The sequence below is a fragment of the Amycolatopsis sp. TNS106 genome, assembly GCF_019330265.1.
Lineage (GTDB): Bacteria > Actinomycetota > Actinomycetes > Mycobacteriales > Pseudonocardiaceae > Amycolatopsis > Amycolatopsis lurida.
The window spans coordinates 4,659,971-4,682,057 of sequence record NZ_CP024972.1 but is presented as its reverse complement, the minus strand read 5'-3'; the positions used below and the strand labels follow the sequence as shown (position 1 = coordinate 4,682,057).

Sequence of the window (22,087 nt, the reverse complement as noted above, 5' to 3'; positions counted from 1 at the left end):
CCCTTGACAGTTGTATTGGTCTGTACCATTTTGATGTGGCCGACATCACCCGTTCGTGGAGGCCAGTCGTGAAAGTGAAGCCCAAACACGCGTTCCTCGCCCTGCTGTCGTCACTGGCCGTGTGCCTGGGGGTGACTTTCGCGGTCTCGGGCAGCGCCTCGGCCGCCAACATCCTGACCAACCCGGGGTTCGAACTCGGGACCACGAGCGGCTGGACCTGTACCGGCGCGGCCGCGGTGGTCACCACGCCGGTCCACTCGGGCAGCCGGGCGCTCAGCGCCACCCCGGCGGGGCAGGACAACGCCCGCTGCTCGCAGAGCGTGGCCGTGAAGGCCAACACCGCGTACACGCTGTCGGCGTGGGTGCAGGGCAGCTACACCTACCTGGGCGTCACCGGCACCGGGACGGGTGACAAGAACACCTGGACCCCGGGCACCGGCAGCTGGAGCCAGCTCTCGCTGAGCTTCACCACCGGCGCGTCCACCACGAGCGTCGAGATCTACCTGCACGGCTGGTACGGCCAGCCCGCGTACTTCGCCGACGACGTGAACCTCGACGGCCCCGGCGGTTCGCCGACCACGACCCCGACCACGCCGACGACGTCCACGAGCCCGACGACGACCACCACCAGCTCGCCGACGACCACGACGAGCACCCCGCCGACCGGGAACCTGCCGAAGCACGTGATCACCGGCTACTGGCAGAACTTCTACAACGGCGCGAAGGCCCTCAAACTCGCCGACGTCCCGACGAAGTACAACATCATCGCGGTGTCCTTCGCCGACGCGACGGCCACGCCGGGCGCGGTCTCCTTCACCCTCGACTCGGGCCTTTCGAGCCAGCTCGGCGGCTACACCGACGCGCAGTTCAAGGCCGACATCAAGACGGCGCAGGCACGCGGGCAGAAGGTCATCCTGTCCGTCGGCGGCGAGAAGGGCACGATCCGCGTCGACTCCGCGGCCGCGGCCACCAACTTCTCCAACAGCATGAAGTCGCTCATCGCGACCTACGGCTTCGACGGCGTCGACATCGACCTGGAGAACGGCGTCAACGCGACCTACATGGCGCAGGCGCTGCGCAGCATCCACGCGGCGGGCGGCTCGATCATCACCATGGCGCCGCAGACGATCGACATGCAGAGCCCGGCGGCGGAGTACTTCAAGCTGGCGCTGAACGTCAAGGACATCCTGACGATCGTCAACATGCAGTACTACAACAGCGGCACGATGCTCGGCTGCGACCAGAAGGTCTACTCGCAGGGCACGGTCGACTTCCTCACCGCGCTGGCCTGCATCCAGCTGCAGAGCGGTCTGCGCGCCGACCAGGTCGGGCTCGGCCTGCCGGCGTCGGGCTCGGCGGCCGGCGGCGGCTACCAGGCCCCCGGTAACACGGTCAACGCGCTGAACTGCCTCGCGAAGGGCACGAACTGCGGTTCGTTCAAGCCTTCGACGACGTACCCGACGATCCGGGGCGCGATGACCTGGTCGATCAACTGGGACGCCTCGCAGGGCTACGCGTGGTCGAACACGGTGAGCGCGGGCCTGGCCGGTCTTCCGTGATGAACCGCTAGACCGGGGCGGGGCACCGCCGTCGCGCGGGCGACGGTGCCCCGCCCTTTCCACTTCGCGATTCGTCATCTACTTGCGATATTCGCGCCACGCGAACATCGCAAGTAGAGGACGAATCGCGGGGGTCAGAGCGGGGTGAGGGGGAGGCGCAGGGCGGCCGGGGCGTGCGGCGGCACGACGGGCTTGAGCGGGGCGACGGGGGACAGGCGGCGGTACGGGGAGCCGAGCGGGGGACGCGGGTCGGGCTCGCCCTTGTTGGGCCACAACGACATCGCGCGTTCGGCCTGCGCCGTGATGGTCAGCGACGGGTTCACCCCGAGGTTCGCCGAGATCGCCGAGCCATCCGCGATGTGCAGCCCGGGATAACCGTGGACCCGCTGGTACGGGTCGACGACGCCGGTCTCGGCGCTGTCGCCGATCGCGCAGCCGCCGATGAAATGCCCGGTGATCGGGATGTTCGCCAGATCCGTCCACGCGCCCTGCGCCAGCCCGCCGATCTTGTCCGCCACCCGCCGCGTGACCTCGTGCCCGGCCGGGATCCACTCCGGGTTCGGCTCGCCGATGCCCTGCTTCGTGGTCATCCGGCGGCCGAAGAGCCCGCCTTTTGTATACGTGGTCACGGAATTGTTCAGCGTCTGCATCACCAGCAGCCCGACCATCCGCTCCGACCACCGCCGCGGGTTGTGCAGCCGCACCAGCTGCCGCCGGTTCCGCCACAGTTCCCGTGCGCCCAGCACCCACCGGCGTTTGCCCGGCTCGGCGTCGACGAGCACCGTCGTCAGCAGACCCATGAAGTTGCTGCCCTTGCCGTAACGCACCGGTTCGACGTGCGTGACGGCGTCGGGATGGATCGACGACGTGATCGCGACGCCGCGGGTGAAGTCCGTGTCCTTGCGCAGGGACCGTGCGGCGAGCACGGCCTCGGAGTTCGTCCTGGCGAGCAAGCCCAGACGCGGTGACAGGTTCGGCAGCGTTCCCGAGTCCTTCAAGGAATGCAGAAGCCGTTGCGTGCCGAGGGAAGCGGCGGCGAACACCACTTCGGAGGCGGTGAAGGTCTGCTTGCGCTTGCGCACCCATCGTCCTGTTCGGACGGTGTCGACCGCGTAGCCGCCGTCGATCGGCCGGACCGACACGGCGGTGGTCAGCGGATGGACCTCCGCGCCCGCCTTTTCCGCCAGGTACAGGTAGTTCTTGACGGTCGTGTTCTTCGCGCCGACCCGGCAGCCGGTCATGCACTCGCCGCAGTGCGTGCACGGCTTGCGCAGCGGTCCTTCGCCGCCGAAGAACGGGTCGACGTTACGCTTGCCGAAGTGGACGCCGACCGGCGTGGGCCGATAGGTGTCCGCGATGCCCATGTCTTCGGCGACCTCACGCAGCACGCGGTCGGCCGGGGTGACCAGCGGGTTCTCCACCACGCCCAGCATCCGTTTCGCCTGGTCGTAATGCGGGGCGAGTTCGGCCTTCCAGTCGGTGATGTGCGCCCATTGCGGGTCTTCGTAGAAGGTGTCCGGGGGTTCGTAGAGCGTGTTCGCGTAGACGAGCGATCCGCCGCCGACGCCCGCGCCGCTCATCACGAAGGTGTTCTTCAACAGGGTCAGCCGCTGGATTCCGTAGCAGCCCAGCTTCGGGGCCCACAGGTACTTCCGCAGCCGCCACGACGTCTTCGCGAACTCGTCGTCGGCGAACCGGCGGCCGGTCTCCAGCACGCCGACGCGGTAGCCCTTCTCGGTGAGCCGCAACGCGGTCACGCTGCCGCCGAACCCCGAACCGATCACCAGCACGTCGTAGTTCATCGCGCTCCCGCCGTCCGGTAGTCGCCGAGGTCGAGCTTCTTCGTCCGCCGGTCGTACTCGGTCACCAGACCCGGCCAGTTCGTGCTCACCCGGCCGTTCTCCTGGCGGTACCAGCTGGCACAGGTCGTCCAGACGCTGCGCCCGAGGCGCCGCTGGATCTCCTCGTCGTACCTCTGCTCGACCTCCGGCACCACGTCCATATAGGACACTTCGGGTTTGGCGAGATGTTCGACGGCTTGGCGGATGTAGCGGGCCTGCCGTTCGATCATGTAGATGATGGAGCCCGCGCCGAGGTTCGTGTTGGGCCCGTAGACGCAGAACAGGTTCGGGAAACCCGGCACGGTCATGCCGAGGTACGCCCGCGCGCCGCCCTTCCACGCGTCGGACAGTGATTTCCCGCCGAGGCCCTCCACCTTCAGCTCGCCGAGGAAGTCGGTCGCCGCGAAACCCGTCCCGTAGACGATGACGTCGGCCTCGTGCTCGACGCCGTCCTCGGTGAGCACCCCGGACGGGGTGATCGCGCTGATCCGCCGCGTCTCCACGGCGACATTGTGCTGCGCCAGCGCGGGCAGGTACTCGTTGGTGAACAGGATCCGCTTGCAGCCCAGCGGGTAGTCCGGGGTGAGTTTCTCGCGCAGCGCCCGGTCCTTGATGTGGCGGCGGCGCAGCTGGGCCGTTCGCAGTTCGAAGATCTTCGCCAGCAAGGGATGCTTGGTCATCGCGTAGGTCGCGTACTCGGCGAGGAGGAAGATCCGCAGCCTGCCGAGCAGCTGGGTGGCCGGCAGCTGCCGGAACAGCCGTTGCTGCCAGCGCCGGTAGCTCGTGTCCCGTTTGGCCATGATGTAGGGCGCGGTGCGCTGGAACACCGTCAGCTCGCCCGCCTGGCGCTGGAGCTCGGGTACGAACTGGATGGCGCTCGCACCGGTGCCGATCACCGCGACCTTCTTGCCGCGCAGGTCGACGTCGTGATCCCAGCGCGCGGAGTGGAAACTGGCACCCGTGAAGGTCTCCTGCCCGGGGATGTCCGGCTGGACCGGCCGCGAAAGCTGGCCGACGGCGGGCACGAAGACGTTCGCTTCGAAGGTCTCGCCCCCGGCGGTCTCCACTCGCCAGAGCCCGCGCTCCTCGTCGAAGGCCGCGGCGGTGACGCGGGTGCCGAACCGGATGTGCGGTTCGAGCCCGTAGCGGCGCACCACGCGTTTGAGGTACTCGTGGATGTCCGGTTGCAGCGAAAACCGCTTCGGCCAGTCGGGGTTGGGCTCGTAGGAGAACGAGTACAGCGGCGACGGGATGTCACAGCCGGCGCCGGGGTACGTGTTCTCCCGCCAGACGCCGCCTGGTTCGTCCGCGCTCTCCAGGATGGTGAAGTCGTCGAACCCGGCGCGTTTGAGCTCGATCGCCGTCCCGACCCCGCCGAAACCCGTCCCTACGATCAGCACGCTCGTATCGCCCATGCCGATCGAAGTTACCCAGCGGTCACCCCGCTAGGAAGTACACGACCGGCCACTCAATCGAGATTTCCGGCCACGTGTCTCCCGCAATTCGGCACCTGGTTGCGGTAGTTGGCAGTGCGAACTGACGCAATCAGGTGCCGAATTGCACGGAGTGGGACTCGGCGTTCGGGTGGGCCCAGGTCAGGAGCCGGTGAGCGGAGCTTTCGAGAGCGTCCAGATCGCGCTTCGGGACGCGCTCGAACGGCGTGATCACCACCGACGCGGCCTTCTTCGCCGCCTTGATCTCCCAGAATCCCTTCACGAACCCGCCGACCAGGATGGTGCCCTTGACCAGGCCGTTCTGCGTGATGACGACCTTGCGATACTCGTCGCTGATCACGCGGGTGCGGTCGGCGTAGGACAGGATGGTCTGGTCGAACGGTCCCAGCAGCCGGGCGGGCGCGGGGGTGTCCGGGTCCGGCCGCGGGGCGTCTTCGAGGTCGAAGAGTTCGCGGCCGTTCTCGTCGCGGAACGTCCGCAACTCCGGCCGCAGTCGCTCGGCGACGTCGCCGAGCTTCGTGATCCCGGCCCATGCCTGCGCGTCTTGCACGCTCGCGGGCCCGAAAGCGGCCAGATAGCGGCGGAACATCGCTTCCGGGGACGGCGTCGCGTCCGGCTCGGCGCCCAGCCAGTCCTCAGCGGTCTGATACGTCGGCTGGCCGGCCTTGCCCCAGACACCACGCGGCGGGATCTGCACCAGCGGCAGCAGCGCCCGCGCGACGTGCACCAGCGACGACGGCGCCACGCCCTCCCACTGCTTCGCCAGTTCCGCGCCGAGGCCTGCCGACGAAAGCGGCCGCTCGCCGAGCAGTTTGCGGGCGGTGCGGGCGATCTCCTGGTGGTCGAGGTCCTTGATGTCGGGTCCGAACTGGGTGTTGCCGGTCACCGAGCGGTCGTAGAGGGGCTGCACGATCGGCCGCCAGGCCAGCGCGTCCGCCGGTTTCACCAGGTGCACCGTGCCGCGCATGAGCGCGATCCGCACGACACTCTTGTCCAGCAGGAGGTTCGCCAGCTCGTCCTGGCGGAACCCGTGCAGCCGCGTCCACAGCGCGAAGTAGGGCGGGTTCGGGGCCTGCGCCTGCAACCCGGCCAGGTGTTCGACCGCTTCGAGCGCGGTCATCTTCGAACGCCGGAGCAGCAACTGCCGGTCCAGCATGGCGCGGTTCAGCGCGCGCCTGCTCAACGTGTCGGACATGCCGCTCACCCTAATCGGGATCAAGGACAGTTACGGTCCTCAATGCGCCGGGCGTTGCCGCGATCCATAATCCCGGCCATGGAACTACCGCCGCCGGTGATCCGGGACTGGGACTACCCGCGCGGCACGGCGAGCATCGTGCTCATGGCCCGCTTCGCCGCCGAGAACGGTGTCGCCGGGCTGGAGGACTACGAGTACGCCCCCGTGGACGGCCAGGTCGACGCTAGGCAGGAACTGGCGGTGGTCCGGGCGCTGGTCCGCGGGCTCGGCGGCGGGGACGACGTCGCGCTGCGGCTGAGCAGGCGATACCGGGTCAGCGCGTTCGGCATCTTCGGCTTCGCGTGCATCAGCAGCCCGACGCTGGGGGACGCGATGCGCTTCGCCCTGCGCTACCTGGACCTGAGTTTCACCTTCTGCATCCCGCATGTGACCGTCGAGTCCGGACGGCTCGCGCTGGCCATGGACGACAGCCGTGTGCCGGGCGACGTCGCCCGGTTCCTGGTGCTGCGCGACCTCGGCGCCATCCACACCGTCATGCGCGACATCCTGCCGGACATCTCGTTGCGTTCCGTGGCTTTCCGGCACGACCGTCCCTCCACAGTGGACGAATACGTGCGGACGTTCGGCCTGGCGCCGTCGTTCTCCGCTCCGTCGCATCTCGCCACCCTTGATCCGCTCTTCCTCGACAGGCCCTTGCCGCAGGCCAACGATCAGACGGTCGCGGTCTGCGCCGCGCAATGCGATCTGCTGGTGTCGCGGAAACGGGAACGCTCCGGGATCGCGCAGCAGGTCCGGGAACGGCTGGTGCGGCTCGGTGGCGTCGACGCCGGGATGGACGAGGTCGCGCGGCAGCTCGCGCTCAGCCCGCGCACGCTGCGACGGCGGCTGTTCGAGGCCGGGACCGGCTACCGCACGCTGCTCGACGAGGTCCGCCAGGCCCTGGCGGAGGAGATGCTCGACACCGGAGCGCTCAGCGTGGAGGACGTCGCGCTGCGGCTGGGGTACGCCGAAGCGTCGAGTTTCATCTACGCCTTCAAACGCTGGAAGGGGATGACGCCGGCGGCTTATGCCCGGCGGAACGCGTTGCGAGCACGGCCGGGTAGGTGACCCGCAGCAGGTGCAGGATCGAATCGGTGAGGAAGACCCGCAGCTCTTCGCGGCCGAGCGTGCCGCGGATCAGCCATTCGCGTGACGCCGCGCGCAGCATCCCGCCGTACGAACGGATCATCGCGCGGAGTTCTTCGCGACCCTCGACGACATCGCTCATCAACGCGGCCGCGAGCACGCGATCGGCGGCGATCTCGTCGGCCTCCAGCATGATCCGCTCGATCTCCGGGTCGCGGCCCACCGCCTCGGGGCCGATCGCCGTCAGCCACGCCTGCTCGTTGCGCTCGACGACCTCGATCCAGTGCTGGACGCTGATCGCGAGCCGCTCTTCGGCGCCCGTGTCGGGCAGGTTCTCGATCACCGGCGCCGGGACGATCATCATCTGCCGGACGACTTCCAGGTACAGCTCCCGTTTGCCGCCGAAGTAGTGGTTGATCAGGGGCCTCGCCACTCCGGCGGCCTTCGCGATGTCCGAGGTCGAAACCGAGGCGTAGGTGCCCGCGCCGAACAGCCGCCGGGCCGCGGTCAGGATCTCGGCGCGCCGGGCGGCCGGCTCGAGGCGGCGCCGCCGGTTCTCCGGATCGGTGCTCATGGGCCGAGCGTAACCGTTTCAAAGGGAGCTTTGGATGGGCTGCCGGACTCGCAGAACACAGTCTCGCCGCTGTTCACCGCGCACAACGCGGCGTTGATCCGACCGTGGAGGGTCGGCTTCACCAACCGAGCCGCCTCAGCCGGCGAGTACAACCCGACAGATCGGATTTCGGGGTCCGTCGACTCGATAGCGCGTACTTCCTTTTCAGTGATCAAGCCGCCGTCGAACACGAACGCCAATCCCTCCGGCATGACTCCGTGCGTAGGGACGTGGTCGATGACCAACAGCGCGCCGAGGGCACGGGTGATGCCCAGTTCTTCGTGGAGTTCGCGCGCAGCTGTCGCCCAAGGTGTCTCCTCCGCCTCGACGGCGCCGCCGGGGATCTCCCACTCGGGTTTGTAGGTGGTCTCCACCAGCAGTATTCGCGACCGGGCATCGTGGAGCAGTACTCCGGCCGCCGTGCGCTTCCGGTTGAGGGACGCCGCGTACTCACCGAAGGGAAGCAGTTCCACGATTTCGGAGGTTACCGTCCTCGCCGATCCAGAGGCCGACCTTCGCCGGATCGGTGCTCATGGGCCGAGCGTAACCGTTTCAAGTGACCGCCTGTCGTTACTCATTCGGAACAACCCGCCGGTAACCCCGAGGGCCTTCACGGCGACGTTCGGGGCGGGGGGACCGGGCGTCATGAGTAGGGACGAATGGCCAGTGCCGAACGCGAGCCGGTTCGCCGTACCGGACGGTGGGTCAGTGTGCGGCTGCAGCATCGTGACGTCCGCATCCAAGGTGACAGCGGGGACGAAACCGTCTCGTACGCGGGGATCGTGATCACCAGTTTCGAGAACGGCGCCGAGGTCGGCGAACGCTGGATCCCGCTCGGGGTCGATCCGTCGGAGGCCGACGACGAACAGCTCATCCAGCAGTTGCGCGACGCGCTGATCTGGCAGGCGCGGCGGCCGCCCAAGGTCGCGGGGGAGTAGCGGGATCGGGAAGGTTCCCAATGTCGCATTTGAGTCGCTCAGCGTCTCAAATGCGACATTGGGAACCTTGGCCGGCGGTCGCGGGGAGTTGCCCCGCTGGGCTCAGGATCCCTGCAGCCTCATTGGGTCCGGAGGCCGTCGAAGGCGATCTTGCAGACCGCGTCCGCCAACTCCGACCCGGCCGAACCCCGCCGCGGCCGGTACCACTCGATCAGCGAGTTCACCATGCCGTACAGCAGCCGCGCGGTGACCGCGGGATCGATGTCGGGCCGCACGTCGCCTTCGGTTTCGGCCTGTTTCACCAGTTCCGTGACGAGCCGGTCGAATTCGCGCCGCCGCGCCAGCGCCGCGCGTTCGATCTTGGTGTTGCCGCGCACCCGCAGCAGCAGCGTCACGAACGGCAGCTGCTCCACCAGCACGAGGACACTGCCCCGCACCAGATGCTCGAGCTTCTCGATCGCCTTGCCCTCGAAGGATTCCGTCTCGGCGGCCACGGCGAACAGGCCGTTCAGCGCGCGGTCGACGGCGAGCCGCAGCAGCTCCTCCTTGCTCGGCACGTGATGGTAGATCGCGGATTTCGTGATGCCGAGCTTGCGGGACAGGTCCTCCATGCTGGTGCCGTCGTAGCCGCGTTCGTTGAACAGCTTGACCGCGACCTGCAACAGCGACTCGAGGTCGTAGCCGGGGCGTCCCCGGCGGGCGGGGGTGCTCAACCGCGGTCCCGTTCGTCGAGTACGCGACGCATCTTGCCCAGCGACCGTTCCAGCGTGTCGGGGTCGACGACCTCGACGCCGACGCTCACCCCGACCCCGTCCTTGACGCCGGCGATCAGCCGGGCGGCGGCCTCGGCGCGCTGCTCGGTGGTCGCGTCCGGGCGTGCTTCGACGCGGACCGTCAGGTGGTCCATCCGGCCCTTCGTCGACCGGATCAGCTGGAAATGCGGCGCGAGCGCGGGGGTCACCAGCACGACTTCCTCGATCTGCGTGGGGAAGACGTTGACGCCACGCAGGATGATCATGTCATCGCTGCGCCCGGTCACCTTCTCCATCCGCCGGTACGCCGGCCGCGCGGTGCCCGGCAGCAACCGGGTGAGGTCGCGCGTGCGGTAACGGATGATCGGCAGCGCCTGTTTGGTGAGCGAGGTGAACAGCAGTTCACCCTCGGTGTCGATGGGCTTTTCGGTGAACGGGTCGATCACCTCGGGGAAGAAGTGGTCCTCCCAGATGTGCAGCCCGTCCTTCGTCTCGACGCATTCCTGCGCGACGCCGGGTCCCATCACCTCGGACAGGCCGTAGATGTCGACGGCGTCGATGCCGACACGGTCCTCGATCTCCGCGCGCATCTGCTCGGTCCACGGCTCGGCGCCGAAGATCCCGACCTTGAGCGAGCTCGTCCGCGGGTCGATGCCCTGCCGCTCGAACTCGTCGAGCAGCGTGAGCATGTACGACGGCGTGACCATGATGATCTCGGGTTTGAAGTCGGTGATGATCTGCACCTGGCGCGCGGTCATGCCGCCGGACGCCGGGATCACCGTGCAGCCGAGCTTCTCGGCGCCGTAATGCGCGCCGAGGCCGCCGGTGAACAGGCCGTATCCGTACGCCACATGGACCTTGTCGCCCGGCCGCCCGCCCGCGGCGCGGATCGAGCGCGCCATCACCGTCGCCCAGGTGTCGATGTCTTCGGCGGTGTAGCCGACGACGGTCGGTTTCCCAGTGGTCCCGCTGGACGCGTGGATGCGGCTGACCTGCGCTTCCGGCACGGCGAACATGCCGAACGGGTAGTTGTCGCGCAGATCCTGTTTCGTGGTGAAGGGGAATTTCGCCAGGTCTTCGAGTGCCTTGCAGTCGTCCGGGTGAACGCCCGCCTCGTCGAACTTCCGGGCGTAGAACGGCACGTTGTCGTAGGCGTGCCGCAACGTCCACCGGAGACGCTTCAGTTGCAGCGCCTGGAGCTCGTCGATGGTCAGGTTCTCGGCTTCGTCGCTGAAGGCGGTCATCGTGATGCTTTCTCGATGGTGCGGCTGCGGCCGCGGAATTCGGCGACGACCTCCGGCCCGTCGGGGGTCTCCCGGTGCACGGTGACGTCGTAGATGCCGTTGCGGCCGTAGCGGGTCCGCTCGGTGGCGGTGGCGATGAGGTGGTCGCCGAGCCTGCCGGCGGCGACGAAGGAGATCTCCGCGCCGGAAGCGACCGTCACCGGCCCACGGCTGTTGCAGGCGCAGGCGAACGTCGTGTCGGCCAGCAGGAAGACGTAGCCGCCGTGGGCGATGTCGTGGCCGTTGACCATCGTCTCGGTGATCCGCATGGTGGCGACGGCGCGCCCTTCGGCGGCCTCGACCAGCTCGATGCCCAGCGCGTTCGACGCCTGGTCGTCGGCGAACATCGTGTGCGCGGCGTTAGTCAAGCCAGACCACCTAGTTACTGACCGAATGGACGGTTGTTAAAGGGTGTCGCAAGTAAAGGCGCGCTTCCGGGTGGATGTCAAGGATCCGCCGCCGTCCGGGGGTTTGCAAGACCCCGGGCGCGAGCTACAGTCAATTACTGAACGGACGGTCTGTTAATACCACCATCGAAGGGTTCGGCCCCATGGCATTGCTGCGCAGCTACGTCTCCGGCGGATGGCACACGGCGGAAAGTGACGGAGTACCGCTGCACGACGCCTCCACCGGCGAAGAGGTCGCCCGGGTCTCGTCCGAGGGCATCGACTTCGCCGCCGCGCTGGAGTACGGGCGCCGCGTCGGCGGCCCCGCGCTGCGTGAGCTGACCTTCCACCAGCGTGCCGCGCTGCTGAAGGCACTGGCCTCCCACCTGCGCGAACACCGTGAGGAGCTGTACGCGCTCTCGGCGCGCACCGGCGCGACCAAGACCGACTCGATGGTCGACATCGACGGCGGCATCGGCGTGCTGTTCGCCTACTCCAGCAAGGGCAAGCGCGAACTGCCGAACGACACCGTCTACGTCGACGGCAACGTCGAGCCGCTGGGCAAGGGCGGCACCTTCGTCGCCCAGCACATCGCCGTCCCGCTGCGCGGGGTCGCCGTCCAGATCAACGCGTTCAACTTCCCCGTCTGGGGCCCGCTGGAGAAGTTCGCGCCCGCGTTCCTCGCTGGGGTGCCGAGCCTGATCAAGCCCGCCAGCCAGACCGCGTATCTCACCGCGCGGCTGGTCGAGATCATCATCGAGTCCGGCATCCTGCCCGAGGGCACGCTGCAGTTCGTCGCGGGCAGCGTCGGCGACCTGCTCGACCACGTCACCGCGCAGGACCTCGTCTCCTTCACCGGCTCCGCGTCGACGGCGCAGAAACTGCGCGCACACCCCGCGATCGTGCGCAACTCCGTCCGGTTCAACGCCGAGGCCGACTCGCTGAACCTGTCGATCCTCGGCCCGGACGCCAAACCCGGCACCACCGAATTCGATCTCTTCGTCAAGCAGCTGACCACCGAGATGACGGTCAAGGCAGGCCAGAAGTGCACCGCCATCCGCCGCGCGTTCGTGCCCGCGGACCTGGTGGACGACGTCGCCGAGGCCGCGAGCGCGCGGCTGGCGAAGACCACCATCGGCAACCCCACCGCCGAAGGTGTGCGGATGGGCGCCTTGGCCAGCCTGGAGCAGCGGGAAGAGGTTCGGCGGTCGCTCAAGGCGCTGCTGGACGTCGGCACGGTCGTCTTCGGCGACCCGGAGCAGGTCGAGGTCGTCGGCGCGGACGCCGAACGCGGCGCGTTCATCTCGCCGGTCCTGCTGAAGGCCGACCCGGAGCGGTCCGAGCCGCACGAGGTCGAGGCGTTCGGCCCGGTGTCGACCCTGCTGCCCTACACCTCGACCGAACAGGTCATCGAGCTCGCCGCTCGCGGCGGTGGCAGTCTCGTGGGCTCCGTCGTCTCCGCGGACCAGGACTTCGTGCGCGAGGTCGTCCTCGGGGTCGCGCCGTACCACGGCCGTCTGCTGGTGCTCGACGCCGAAGACGCCAAGGAGTCCACCGGTCACGGTTCGCCGATGCCGCAGCTGGTGCACGGTGGTCCCGGCCGCGCCGGTGGCGGCGAGGAGATGGGCGGCATCCGCGGCGTGCTGCACCACATGCAGCGCACCGCCGTCCAGGGCAGCCCGAAGGTGCTCAGCACGGTCACCGGCCGCTGGGTCGCGGGCGCGCCGAGGACCGAAGGTGACGTCCACCCGTTCCGGAAGTCCTTGGCGGAGCTGAAGATCGGCGACTCCGTCGTCGCCGGTCCGCGCACCGTCACCCAGGAAGACGTCGACCACTTCGCCGAGTTCACCGGCGACACCTTCTACGCCCACACCGACCCCGAGGCCGCGGCGGCGAACCCGCTGTTCGGCGGGATCGTGGCGCACGGCTACCTGGTGGTCTCGTTCGCGGCGGGCCTGTTCGTCTCGCCGGAGCCCGGCCCGGTGCTGGCCAACTACGGCCTCGAGAACCTGCGGTTCCTCACGCCGGTCAAGGTCGGCGACTCGCTGACGGTGACCCTGACCGCCAAGCAGATCACCCCGCGCATCGACCAGGAATACGGCGAGGTCCGCTGGGACGCCGACGTGACCAACGCCGACGGTGACTCGGTCGCCAAGTACGACGTGCTCACCCTGGTCGCCAAGGAGCAGTCATGACAGCGACCCTTCCCGAGGAAGACCTCGAAAAGCATTTCGAAGCGACCATCGCGCGCGATCAGCGCATCGAGCCGCGGGACTGGGTGCCCGAGGGCTACCGCAAGACGATGATCCGGCAGATCGCGCAGCACGCGCATTCGGAGATCATCGGCATGCAGCCGGAGGGCAACTGGATCACCCGCGCGCCTTCCTTGCGGCGCAAGGCGATCCTGCTCGCGAAGGTGCAGGACGAGGCCGGGCACGGGCTGTACCTGTACTCGGCGGCCGCCACGCTCGGCGCCGACCGCGCGGATCTGACCGACAAGCTGATCAACGGCAAGCAGAAGTACTCGTCGATCTTCAACTACCCGACGCTGACCTTCGCCGACGTCGGCGTGATCGGCTGGCTGGTCGACGGCGCGGCGATCTGCAACCAGGTTCCCTTGTGCCGCAGCTCGTACGGGCCGTACGCGCGCGCCATGATCCGCATCTGCAAGGAGGAGTCCTTCCACCAGAGGCAGGGCTTCGAGCTGCTGATGACGATGATGCGCGGCACCGAGAAGCAGCGGGAAATGGTGCAGGAGGCGGTGAACCGCTGGTGGTGGCCGTCGCTGATGATGTTCGGCCCGCCGGACGCGGATTCGCCGAACACCGCGCAGTCGATGGCGTGGAAGGTCAAGCGGCACACCAACGACGAGCTGCGCCAGCGTTTTGTCGACATGTCCATTCCGCAGGCCGAGGCGCTGGGTGTCACGTTCCCGGATCCGGAGCTGAAGTGGAACGCCGAACGCGGGCACTACGACTTCGGCGCCGTCGACTGGGACGAGTTCAAGAACGTGTTGAAGGGCAACGGTCCCTGCAACGCCCAGCGCATCGCGCACCGGCGGCGGGCCCAGGAAGACGGCGCGTGGGTGCGGGAAGCCGCCGCCGCGCACGCAGCGAAGAAGGGTTCGTGATGAAACACGACTGGCCGTTGTACGAGGTCTTCGTCCGGGGCAAGCGCGGCCTGAACCACGTGCACGTGGGTTCGCTGCACGCCGCCGACGACGACATGGCGCTGCACCACGCGCGGGATCTCTACACCCGCCGCAACGAAGGCGTGTCGATCTGGGTCGTGCGGGCGTCGGACATCACGGCGTCCTCGCCGGACGAGAAGGACCCGTTCTTCGCGCCCAGCGGCGACAAGGTGTACCGGCACCCGACGTTCTACGACATTCCCGACAACGTCCCCCACATCTGACATGAGCTTCGACAACGCCTACGAGGCGATCACCGAGGAGAACGACTCCCGCTGGGCCTTCGGCACCGGGTTCGAGGATCCGCTGGCCGGTGTGGACACGACGGTTCCGTCCGGTGTGGACGGTGCACGGCTGGCCGCGTACTGCCTGATGCTCGGCGACGACGCGCTGATCTTTTCGCATCGGCTGCAGGAGTGGTGCACGAACGCGCCTGAGCTCGAAGACGAGGTCGCGATCGCGAACATCGCGCTCGACCTGCTCGGGCAGGCGCGGCTGCTGCTCGCCCGCGCGGGCAAGGCCGACGGCAGCGACCGCACGGAGGACTCGTACGCCTTCTTCCGGAGCGAGCAGGAGTACCGCAACGTCCGGCTCGCCGAACTCGACGGCGGGCACTTCGGGCATCTGATCGCGCGGCTGCTGGTGTTCTCGATCTGGCGTCTCGCCCTGCTTCAGCGCTTGCAGACCAGCGTGGACCCCGTGCTCGCGGCCATCGCGGACAAGGGGGTCAAGGAGGTCGCCTACCACCGCGACTACGCCGCCCAGTGGGCCGTGCGCCTCGGCGACGGCACCGAGCTGTCCCACTCGCGGATGCAGGAAGGCCTCGACGCGGTCTGGCCGTATGTCGGCGAGCTGTTCACGGCGCACGAGGTCGAGTTCGTCGAGTCGCCGTCGCTGAGGCCGGAGTTCGACGCGATCCTCGATCAGGTGCTGGCCGTCGCGAAGCTGACGCGCCCGGAAATCGGTGCCATCGCGGGGGTTTCGGGCCGGATGGGCCGTGACGGCGTGCACACCGAGCGGATGGGCTTCCTGCTGGCGACCCTGCAGAGTGTCGCCAGGGAACATCCGGACGCGACATGGTGACCGCGTACGCCGTGGCGGCCACGGTCACCGATCCGGAACTGCCGATGCTCACCCTCGCCGATCTCGGCGTGCTGCGTGAAGTGTCCGAAGAGGACGGCCGGGTGGTCGTCGCGATCACTCCGACCTATACGGGTTGCCCGGCGATGGACACCATGCGCGACGACCTCGTGCACGCGCTGACCGGCGCGGGCTACGGCGAGGTCGAAGTCCGCACGGTGCTCCAGCCGGCGTGGTCCACCGACTGGATCACCGAGGACGGCAAACGGAAACTGGCCGAAGCGGGCATCGCGCCGCCGGGGGCCGCGCCTCGCCGGACCGGACCGATCCCGCTCACGTTGAGCCCACCAGTGTCGTCCGTGCGCTGCCCGAACTGCGGTTCCGCGGACACCGAAGAGCAGTCCCGGTTCAGCGCGACGGCGTGCAAGGCCCTGCGCCGCTGCCGGTTCTGCCTCGAACCGTTCGAACACGTCAAGGAGATCTAGTGACAGCGACCCTGCGCCGCACGGGTTTCCACACCCTCAAGGTGTCCGACGTCCAGCGGTTGTGCGACGACGCCGTCGCGGTGACCTTCGACGTTCCCGAAGATCTCGCGGACACCTTTCGCTTCAAACCTGGCCAGTCGCTGACCTTGCGCCGCGAGATCGACGGCCGCGACGAGCGCCGCTCGTACTCGATCTGCGCGCCCGCCGGTGCGGCGCCGCGGGTCGGCGTCCGCGAGGTGCCGGGCGGGCTGTTCTCGTCGTGGCTCGTGCGCGACGTGAAACCCGGCGACGAGATCGAGGTCGCGCCGCCGACCGGCAGCTTCAGCCCTGACCTGGAGGCTGCCGGGCATCACGTGCTCATCGCGGCCGGATCCGGGATCACGCCGGTGCTGTCGATCGCGTCCTCGTTGCTCAGCGACACCGACGCGACGGTGACCGTGCTCTACGGCAACCGGCGCACGGACACCGTCATGTTCGCCGACGACCTCGCGGATCTCAAGGACCGTTACCCCGCCCGGCTCGAACTCGTCCACGTGCTCTCCCGGGAACCGCGCGAGGCCGAACTGTTCACCGGGCGGCTCGACGTGGAGAAGCTGCGACGTCTGTGCACCGTGCTGATCCCGGTCGAGGACGTCGCGCACTGGTGGCTGTGCGGGCCGTTCGAGATGGTGACCGGCGCGCAGGAACTCCTGCGCTCGCTGGACGTCGCCGACGATCGCGTCCACCAGGAACTGTTCTATGTGGACACTCCGCCGGAGCCGGTGCACCACATCGATCCGGCCGTCGTGGGTGCGTCCAGCGAGGTCACGCTGGTCCTCGACGGCCGGTCGACGACGATGACGCTGCCGCGGAGCTCCTCGCTGCTGGACGGCGCGCAGAAGTATCGCCCGGACCTGCCGTTCGCCTGCAAGGGCGGAGTGTGCGGGACCTGCCGGGCGAAGATCTGCGACGGCAAGGTGGACATGCGGCGCAACTTCGCCCTGGAGAAGGCCGAAGTCGACGCCGGTTTCGTGCTCACCTGCCAGTCGGTGCCGATCTCCGACGCCGTCACCGTGGACTTCGACGCCTGATCGCCTCGTGAGTGGTAAGGACGGTTAGAACCGTCCTTACCACTCACGAGGCTAGAGCTCCAGGCGGCGGGTGATGCCGATGTCGGCGAGGAACGGCCGGTCGTGGCTCGCGACGATCAGCGTTCCCCGGTAGGCCAGGAGCGCCTCGGTGAGCCGTCGCACGCTCGCCAGGTCGAGGTTGTTCGTCGGCTCGTCGAGCAGCAGCAGCCGGGGCGTGGGCTCGGTCAGCAGCAACGTCGCCAGCGTGGCACGGAACCGTTCCCCGCCGGACAGCGACGTCACCTCCCGGTCGGCCGCCTTGCCCCGGAACAGGAACCGTGCCAGCCTCGCGCGGATCTCGTTGTCCGTGAGCGACGGAGCGACCAGCCGCACGTTGTCCACAATGGACAGCGAGTCGTCGAGTACGTCGAGCCGTTGGGGGAGCAGCCTGGCCGGGACGAACAGTCCCACCTCGCCCGACTCCGGCGGGATTTCGCCGGTGATCGTGCGGAGCAGGGTGGTCTTGCCCGAACCGTTGGGGCCGACCAGCGCGATCCGCTCGGGCCCCATGACGTGCAGATCCACCGGCGGGCCGAAGCGGGGCACGGCGTCGATCCGGAGTACGTCCGTTCCCCTCGGAACCGTCGTTTCGGGGAGCTCGACCCGGATCTCGACATCCTCCCGCACCAGTTCCTCCGCGGCCTTCATCGCCTCGACGGCGGTTTCGAGCCGGTCGGTATGGAGGTTCCGGTACTTGCCCGCGGCGATTTGCGCGTCCTCCTGGCGTTTGCGCATCCGCACCTTGGGTTCGCGTTTCCGGTCCCACATCTGCTGGCCGTAGCGGGCGCGCCGGGCGAGTTTGGTCCCGGCTTCGATCAGCTCCCGTTTCTGCCGCCTGACATCGGACTCCGCCGCGCGCAGGTGCCGCCGCGCCGCCTCCTGCGCGACCTCGACGGCGTGTTCGTAGTCGGTGAGGTTCCCGCCGTACAGCGTCACCTCGTGGTCGCGGACCTCGGCGATCCGGTCGACCAGGGAGAGCAGCTCGCGATCGTGCGAGACGACCACGAGGATCCCGCCCCAGCCCGCCACCTCGCGGTGCACGAGCTCGCGGGCCCGGAGGTCGAGGTTGTTCGTGGGCTCGTCGAGCAGTAGCGCGGCGGGACGGCGCAGCAGCAGGGCGGCCAGCCCGAGCAACGTGAGCTCGCCACCGGACAGTTCGCCCACCCGCTGATCCAGCCGGATGGCGCCCAGGCCGAGCCGGTCGAGGATCGCGTGGATGCGTTCCTCGACGTCCCAGTTGTCGCCGATGGTGACGAAATGCGCTTCGGCGGCTGAACCGTTCTCGACGGCCCGGATAGCCGCGCGGATCGCTGTGACACCGAGTACGTCGTCGACGCGGCGGCCGGTGTCCAGGACGAGATTCTGCGGCAGATAGCCGAGCTCACCCGGTGCGGTGACGGAGCCCGAGGTGGCTCGCAGATCACCGGCGAGCAGCCTGAGCAGCGTGGACTTACCGGACCCGTTGGTGCCGACCAGGCCGGTGCGGCCGCCGCCGATCGTGAGCGAGAGACGTTCGAACGCCGGGGTGCCGTCGGGCCAGGTGAAGGTGACGTCGGAAAGCGTCAAGGAAGAAGACATGAGACTCCCTGCGAAGGAGGTGGGATGAGGGCGCAGGTTCGTCTCAGAAGATCACCGCGACAGGCTAGCCGACCGTCGGCTTCGGTGCGACCGATTTTTCGGGGGCGAACACGGTCCGCGCGGTTTCGTGCCGGTTGCCGTTTTGTGGCGATGGGTGGTTGGTGGGGAGGGTGTGGAGGCAGGTAGTCCTGTGGCTCTCCTGAATCAGGCGTCGCCGTTTGTAGCGATGGGGAATTGGGCCGGCTTCACTGCCGCTGCTGGGTGTTTGGTGGGGAAGGTATGGCGGCAGGCCTGTGGCTTTCGTGAATAAGGCGTCGCCGTTTCGCGGCAACACGGTCAGAACGGTGCTTCCTCGGTACGGGGTGTGTGCAGAGGCGGAGGCGTGCTGTCGTAGGTCTGGCCGGTCGGTGTGGTGATCGTCAGGGTTCCGTCCGGAGCCAGCCGGTAGATCCACCCGGGTTCGTCCTTGAGCCGGTGGTCGCGGCGGCAGAAGTCGATGAGGTCGCCGGCGTCGGTGTTCCCCTGGAACTGCCACGGGATGGAGTGGTCGAGATCGCAGGCCTGAGCGGGCCGGTGGCACCCTGGTCTGCGGCATTCGCGGTCGCGGACCCGGACGAACTCGTCAAGACCGGCCGTCGGGCGGTACCGGGCCCGGCCGAGATCCGCGACCTGACCTGACAGCGGGTCGGTGATGATCCGCCGAAGCACCGTTTGGGGTCCGCTCGCGATGTGCCGCGCCAGCGACGCCGGGATGTGGCCGTGTCCGGCCATTTCCGCCGGGTCGTCGTTGAGGCCGAGGTAGGTGAAGAGGTCCAGGTAAAGGAATACTTCGGCGCGTTCGCTTTTTCCGCCGGTGCCGCTCAACAGGAGGTCGAGGGCGACGTCGGCGCGAAGCTGATCCAACGTGCGGGGCTCGTCGCCGGTTTTGAGCGCGCGGGCCTCCCGGTTGATCCGGTTGTAGGCGGCGGTGACCTTCTCCACCGGGCCGTCCTCGATCCACAGTGAGGCCACGCCCGCCTCACCCTGGCTCACCACGAGCCTGCGGCCTTCGCGGGCCTGCTCGCAGCGCTTGTCCGCGCCCTCACGGTCGACAGTCGTCGCCGCGTGGTTCGCCGCTTTGCGGATCTGGTCGGCATTCTTGCCGGGCAATCGGTTTTCCAGCAAGGCGTCGGCGGCGAGCGCGTGCTCATCGGACAGCCACGCTGTGGCCGTCACGACCTTCATCGCACCGAACCCGTCCACCTGGCCCTTGTCCATCAAACCAAGAGTTCGTGGCAGCCTGGTGGTCAACGCGTCGGCGGCGGCGATCAGCCCGGCCGCGTACCTGTCGCCCACCGACAGGGCGAGCGCGACTTCCTGCGTGACGCTACGCGCGCCTTCGCGATGCCGGTTCAGCTGGGACAGGGCGCGGTAACGGATCGCTTCCAGCCGGGCGATCCCCGCTGACGCCGCCTTCGCCAGGGCGACGGATTCGTTGTCGTCCAACGAATCTGCGGCGGCATTGATGGCCTTCAGGTTGTCGGGGCAGGTGATTTCTTCGAGTAGCGCCACGGCAGTGGCTTCGTAAGTGTCCACCCTGCGAACCTACAACCACCCACCGACAGTTCTGGATCATACGGCTGCTGTCGCGTCGTCGATATTCGGAAATGTCAGTCGTGGCAAGGAGAATCTGTGGGGTGCGTGTTTGCTCGGTAATGGTGAGCGGGACGACGGCGGGACTTCTCGGGCGCTGCCTTGGGAACCAGGGCTTTCTCGTATTGGTGGGTAATGGTCGCTGGAGTCGACTGTTATCGCGCTGTGTGGGTGCTCCTCGGCTTGCGCGGGCGATGGTTGCCGGATTGCGGTAACGGCTCTGGCGTGTCAGGTCCGGTCACGCGACTTCGGTACGTTTCCCGGAGCCCGCGGGCGACCGTTGCCGAATTCCGGTTATGACTTCGGTGTCGGGTCCGGTCACGTGGCTTCGGTGCGTTCGCCGGATCCTGCGGGCGGTGGTTGCCGGGTTTTGGTGTGGATGCGTCGGGGTCGTTTCCCGGAGCCCACGGACGGCCGTTGCCGAATTCCGGTAACGACTCCGGTGCCGAGCCCGGTCGAGCCGACTTCGAAACGGTCCCCGGATCCCACAGGCGATGGTTGCCGGGATTTCGGCGAGGGTGCGGATGTGTCAGGGTCCCGGAACCCACGGGCGACGACCATGGCCGAATCCCGGTAACGACTCCACGCGTCGACCCGATCACGCGGTACCGGGACCGGACCCACGGCCCCGCCGTCGCCAAATTCCGGCAACGGAGGCCTGGCACAAGCCCCGCCGTCCGTCACGTCAGCGACCCGCGACAGGCCGGGGCATACTGACGGACGTGACCGAACGCCCCCATGTCCTGCTGTCCGCCGCGATCTCCCTGGACGGCTACCTCGACGACGCCAGTGACACCCGGCTGGTGCTGTCCAACGAGGAGGACTGGGCCAGGGTGGACGGTCTGCGCGCGGCGTCGGACGCGATCCTCGTCGGTGCGAACACGATCCGCGCGGACGACCCGCGGCTGCTGGTCCGCTCGCCGGAGCTCGTCGCGAAAAGGGTCGCGGAGGGGCGCCCGGAGCAACCGGTCAAGGTCACCCTCACGCGGAGCGGGTCACTCGATCCGGCTGCGCAGTTCTTCACCGTCGGTGAAGCCGAGAAGCTGGTCTACGCGCCGCCCGGCGTCGTCACGGGAGTGAAGGCGACCGTCGTCGAACTGGCCGGCCTGAGCGAAGTGCTGGCCGACCTCCACGCGAGAAAAATCCGGCGCCTCATGGTCGAAGGCGGCGGCGCGATCCACACCCAGTTCCTCGCCGAAGGCCTGGTCGACGAACTGCACCTGGCGATCGCGCCGTTCTTCGTCGGGGACCCGCGCGCGCCGCGCTTCGTCGGCCCCGGCGCATTCCCGCGCGGGTTGGCCTTGGTCGAAAGCTCGCGGCTGGGTGACATCGCCGTACTGGAGTACCACGCTACGCCGGAACCGTCCGAAGTGGACATTCTGCGGCTGCGCGAGGCCATCGCACTGGCCGAGAACTGTCCGCCGCGTACCTTTCGCGTCGGGGCCGTCATCACCGCCGCCGACGGCGAAGTCATCTCCACCGGCTACTCGGGCGACGGCGATCCCGCCAACCATGCCGAAGAAGCCGCGCTCGCGAAGCTCGAACCCGGGGATCCGAGACTGACGGGGGCGACGATGTACACGTCGCTGGAGCCGTGCAGCTCGCGGACGTCACATCCGCGAAGCTGCACCCAGCTGATCCTCGACGCCGGCATCCCGCGCGTCGTTTTCGCCTGGCGCGAGCCGTCGGTGTTCGTCGACTGCGTCGGCGCCGAAACGCTGGAGGCGGCCGGACGCCGGGTGATCGAGGTACCCGCCCTCGCCGCCGACGTCCGCCGCGCGAACACCCATATCCCGGGTGTCCACCTCTGAACTACTTGCAGGCGTCGCAGCAGCCGCAGCCCAGACCGGTGCACGCCGAGCAGCAA

20 protein-coding genes are annotated in these 22,087 nt (G+C 68.3%); 10 read left to right on the top strand and 10 right to left on the bottom strand.

The window, feature by feature from the left end; all coding sequences use genetic code 11:
- Positions 1 to 68: 68 nt before the first annotated feature.
- Positions 69 to 1,559: a chitinase gene (locus CVV72_RS21030; RefSeq protein WP_219145435.1), complete on the top strand. Its 1,491-nt coding sequence runs from the start codon at positions 69 to 71 to the stop codon at positions 1,557 to 1,559.
- Positions 1,560 to 1,693: 134 nt separating this feature from the next.
- Here CVV72_RS21030 and CVV72_RS21025 read toward each other — a convergent pair whose 3' ends face one another.
- The 3 genes from CVV72_RS21025 to CVV72_RS21015 form a co-directional block, all read right to left on the bottom strand.
- Positions 1,694 to 3,361: a GMC oxidoreductase gene (locus tag CVV72_RS21025; protein ID WP_219145434.1), complete on the bottom strand. Its 1,668-nt coding sequence runs from the start codon at positions 3,359 to 3,361 to the stop codon at positions 1,694 to 1,696.
- Positions 3,358 to 4,815, bottom strand: coding sequence for an NAD(P)/FAD-dependent oxidoreductase (locus CVV72_RS21020; RefSeq protein WP_219145433.1), 1,458 nt, complete (start codon positions 4,813 to 4,815; stop codon positions 3,358 to 3,360). The genes CVV72_RS21025 and CVV72_RS21020 overlap by 4 nt, the downstream gene beginning before the upstream one ends.
- A 130-nt stretch (positions 4,816 to 4,945) precedes the next feature.
- Positions 4,946 to 6,049 (bottom strand): winged helix DNA-binding domain-containing protein, encoded by a 1,104-nt coding sequence (locus tag CVV72_RS21015; RefSeq protein WP_219145432.1) that lies wholly within the window; start codon positions 6,047 to 6,049, stop codon positions 4,946 to 4,948.
- Between the two features lie 78 nt (positions 6,050 to 6,127).
- On the opposite strand from CVV72_RS21015, the gene CVV72_RS21010 reads away from it, so the two are divergent.
- Positions 6,128 to 7,156 carry an AraC family transcriptional regulator gene (locus CVV72_RS21010; protein WP_219145431.1) on the top strand — a complete coding sequence of 343 codons (1,029 nt, stop codon included), beginning with the start codon at positions 6,128 to 6,130 and terminating at the stop codon, positions 7,154 to 7,156.
- Here CVV72_RS21010 and CVV72_RS21005 read toward each other — a convergent pair.
- Together CVV72_RS21005 and CVV72_RS21000 are read right to left on the bottom strand one after the other, a co-directional pair.
- Positions 7,083 to 7,748, bottom strand: coding sequence for a TetR/AcrR family transcriptional regulator (locus CVV72_RS21005; RefSeq protein WP_219145430.1), 666 nt, complete (start codon positions 7,746 to 7,748; stop codon positions 7,083 to 7,085). The genes CVV72_RS21010 and CVV72_RS21005 overlap by 74 nt on opposite strands.
- Positions 7,745 to 8,260: an NUDIX hydrolase gene (locus tag CVV72_RS21000; RefSeq protein ID WP_219145429.1), complete on the bottom strand. Its 516-nt coding sequence runs from the start codon at positions 8,258 to 8,260 to the stop codon at positions 7,745 to 7,747. The genes CVV72_RS21005 and CVV72_RS21000 overlap by 4 nt, the downstream gene beginning before the upstream one ends.
- Before the next feature lie 186 nt (positions 8,261 to 8,446).
- On the opposite strand from CVV72_RS21000, the gene CVV72_RS20995 reads away from it, so the two are divergent.
- Positions 8,447 to 8,725: a hypothetical protein gene (locus CVV72_RS20995; RefSeq protein ID WP_219145428.1), complete on the top strand. Its 279-nt coding sequence runs from the start codon at positions 8,447 to 8,449 to the stop codon at positions 8,723 to 8,725.
- Between the two features lie 119 nt (positions 8,726 to 8,844).
- Here the strand turns inward: CVV72_RS20995 and CVV72_RS20990 are convergent, their stop codons facing one another.
- From CVV72_RS20990 to paaI, 3 genes are read right to left on the bottom strand one after another with little or no spacing between them, the layout of a single operon-like run.
- On the bottom strand, positions 8,845 to 9,438 hold the full coding sequence (locus CVV72_RS20990) for a TetR/AcrR family transcriptional regulator (RefSeq protein WP_219145427.1): 594 nt from the start codon (positions 9,436 to 9,438) through the stop codon (positions 8,845 to 8,847).
- Entirely contained in the window at positions 9,435 to 10,721 is a 1,287-nt protein-coding gene (gene paaK, locus CVV72_RS20985; protein ID WP_219145426.1) for a phenylacetate--CoA ligase PaaK, read from the bottom strand. The genes CVV72_RS20990 and paaK overlap by 4 nt, the downstream gene beginning before the upstream one ends.
- Positions 10,718 to 11,107, bottom strand: coding sequence for a hydroxyphenylacetyl-CoA thioesterase PaaI (gene paaI / locus CVV72_RS20980; RefSeq protein ID WP_219154041.1), 390 nt, complete (start codon positions 11,105 to 11,107; stop codon positions 10,718 to 10,720). Before paaI ends, paaK begins: the two co-directional genes overlap by 4 nt.
- Positions 11,108 to 11,310: 203 nt before the next feature.
- On the opposite strand from paaI, the gene paaZ reads away from it, so the two are divergent.
- From paaZ to paaE, 6 genes are read left to right on the top strand one after another with little or no spacing between them, the layout of a single operon-like run.
- The gene (paaZ, locus tag CVV72_RS20975) at positions 11,311 to 13,341 is read left to right on the top strand and encodes a phenylacetic acid degradation bifunctional protein PaaZ (RefSeq protein ID WP_219145425.1); all 2,031 of its coding nucleotides are present in this window, start codon (positions 11,311 to 11,313) and stop codon (positions 13,339 to 13,341) included.
- Entirely contained in the window at positions 13,338 to 14,276 is a 939-nt protein-coding gene (gene paaA, locus CVV72_RS20970; RefSeq protein ID WP_219145424.1) for a 1,2-phenylacetyl-CoA epoxidase subunit PaaA, read from the top strand. The genes paaZ and paaA overlap by 4 nt, the downstream gene beginning before the upstream one ends.
- Positions 14,276 to 14,560 carry a 1,2-phenylacetyl-CoA epoxidase subunit PaaB gene (gene paaB / locus CVV72_RS20965; protein WP_005168080.1) on the top strand — a complete coding sequence of 95 codons (285 nt, stop codon included), beginning with the start codon at positions 14,276 to 14,278 and terminating at the stop codon, positions 14,558 to 14,560. The genes paaA and paaB overlap by 1 nt, the downstream gene beginning before the upstream one ends.
- Before the next feature lies 1 nt (position 14,561).
- Entirely contained in the window at positions 14,562 to 15,419 is an 858-nt protein-coding gene (gene paaC / locus CVV72_RS20960; protein ID WP_219145423.1) for a 1,2-phenylacetyl-CoA epoxidase subunit PaaC, read from the top strand.
- Positions 15,413 to 15,901 carry a 1,2-phenylacetyl-CoA epoxidase subunit PaaD gene (gene paaD, locus CVV72_RS20955; RefSeq protein WP_016332044.1) on the top strand — a complete coding sequence of 163 codons (489 nt, stop codon included), beginning with the start codon at positions 15,413 to 15,415 and terminating at the stop codon, positions 15,899 to 15,901. Before paaC ends, paaD begins: the two co-directional genes overlap by 7 nt.
- The gene (gene paaE / locus CVV72_RS20950) at positions 15,901 to 16,971 is read left to right on the top strand and encodes a 1,2-phenylacetyl-CoA epoxidase subunit PaaE (protein WP_219145422.1); all 1,071 of its coding nucleotides are present in this window, start codon (positions 15,901 to 15,903) and stop codon (positions 16,969 to 16,971) included. The genes paaD and paaE overlap by 1 nt, the downstream gene beginning before the upstream one ends.
- A gap of 51 nt (positions 16,972 to 17,022) precedes the next feature.
- On the opposite strand, the gene CVV72_RS20945 is transcribed toward paaE, so the two are convergent.
- Both CVV72_RS20945 and CVV72_RS20940 read right to left on the bottom strand, forming a co-directional pair.
- Positions 17,023 to 18,588 carry an ABC-F family ATP-binding cassette domain-containing protein gene (locus CVV72_RS20945; protein ID WP_219145421.1) on the bottom strand — a complete coding sequence of 522 codons (1,566 nt, stop codon included), beginning with the start codon at positions 18,586 to 18,588 and terminating at the stop codon, positions 17,023 to 17,025.
- A gap of 336 nt (positions 18,589 to 18,924) precedes the next feature.
- Complete coding sequence (locus CVV72_RS20940; RefSeq protein ID WP_219154040.1) at positions 18,925 to 20,139, bottom strand: HNH endonuclease signature motif containing protein; 1,215 nt, start codon at positions 20,137 to 20,139, stop codon at positions 18,925 to 18,927.
- 803 nt (positions 20,140 to 20,942) lie between these two features.
- Here CVV72_RS20940 and CVV72_RS20935 point away from each other — a divergent pair.
- Positions 20,943 to 22,031 (top strand): dihydrofolate reductase family protein, encoded by a 1,089-nt coding sequence (locus CVV72_RS20935; protein ID WP_219145420.1) that lies wholly within the window; start codon positions 20,943 to 20,945, stop codon positions 22,029 to 22,031.
- Positions 22,032 to 22,087: the final 56 nt, after the last annotated feature.

Coding starts and splice junctions, on each gene's coding strand:
- CVV72_RS20945 (WP_219145421.1), bottom strand. CDS start 18,588: ATGTCTTCTTCCTTGACGCTTTCCGACGTCACCTTCACCTGGCCCGAC.
- CVV72_RS21015 (WP_219145432.1), bottom strand. CDS start 6,049: ATGTCCGACACGTTGAGCAGGCGCGCGCTGAACCGCGCCATGCTGGAC.
- paaC (WP_219145423.1), top strand. CDS start 14,562: ATGAGCTTCGACAACGCCTACGAGGCGATCACCGAGGAGAACGACTCC.
- CVV72_RS20995 (WP_219145428.1), top strand. CDS start 8,447: ATGGCCAGTGCCGAACGCGAGCCGGTTCGCCGTACCGGACGGTGGGTC.
- paaD (WP_016332044.1), top strand. CDS start 15,413: ATGGTGACCGCGTACGCCGTGGCGGCCACGGTCACCGATCCGGAACTG.
- paaA (WP_219145424.1), top strand. CDS start 13,338: ATGACAGCGACCCTTCCCGAGGAAGACCTCGAAAAGCATTTCGAAGCG.
- CVV72_RS21005 (WP_219145430.1), bottom strand. CDS start 7,748: ATGAGCACCGATCCGGAGAACCGGCGGCGCCGCCTCGAGCCGGCCGCC.
- paaK (WP_219145426.1), bottom strand. CDS start 10,721: ATGACCGCCTTCAGCGACGAAGCCGAGAACCTGACCATCGACGAGCTC.
- paaZ (WP_219145425.1), top strand. CDS start 11,311: ATGGCATTGCTGCGCAGCTACGTCTCCGGCGGATGGCACACGGCGGAA.
- CVV72_RS21025 (WP_219145434.1), bottom strand. CDS start 3,361: ATGAACTACGACGTGCTGGTGATCGGTTCGGGGTTCGGCGGCAGCGTG.
- CVV72_RS21010 (WP_219145431.1), top strand. CDS start 6,128: ATGGAACTACCGCCGCCGGTGATCCGGGACTGGGACTACCCGCGCGGC.
- paaI (WP_219154041.1), bottom strand. CDS start 11,107: ATGTTCGCCGACGACCAGGCGTCGAACGCGCTGGGCATCGAGCTGGTC.
- paaB (WP_005168080.1), top strand. CDS start 14,276: ATGAAACACGACTGGCCGTTGTACGAGGTCTTCGTCCGGGGCAAGCGC.
- CVV72_RS21020 (WP_219145433.1), bottom strand. CDS start 4,815: ATGGGCGATACGAGCGTGCTGATCGTAGGGACGGGTTTCGGCGGGGTC.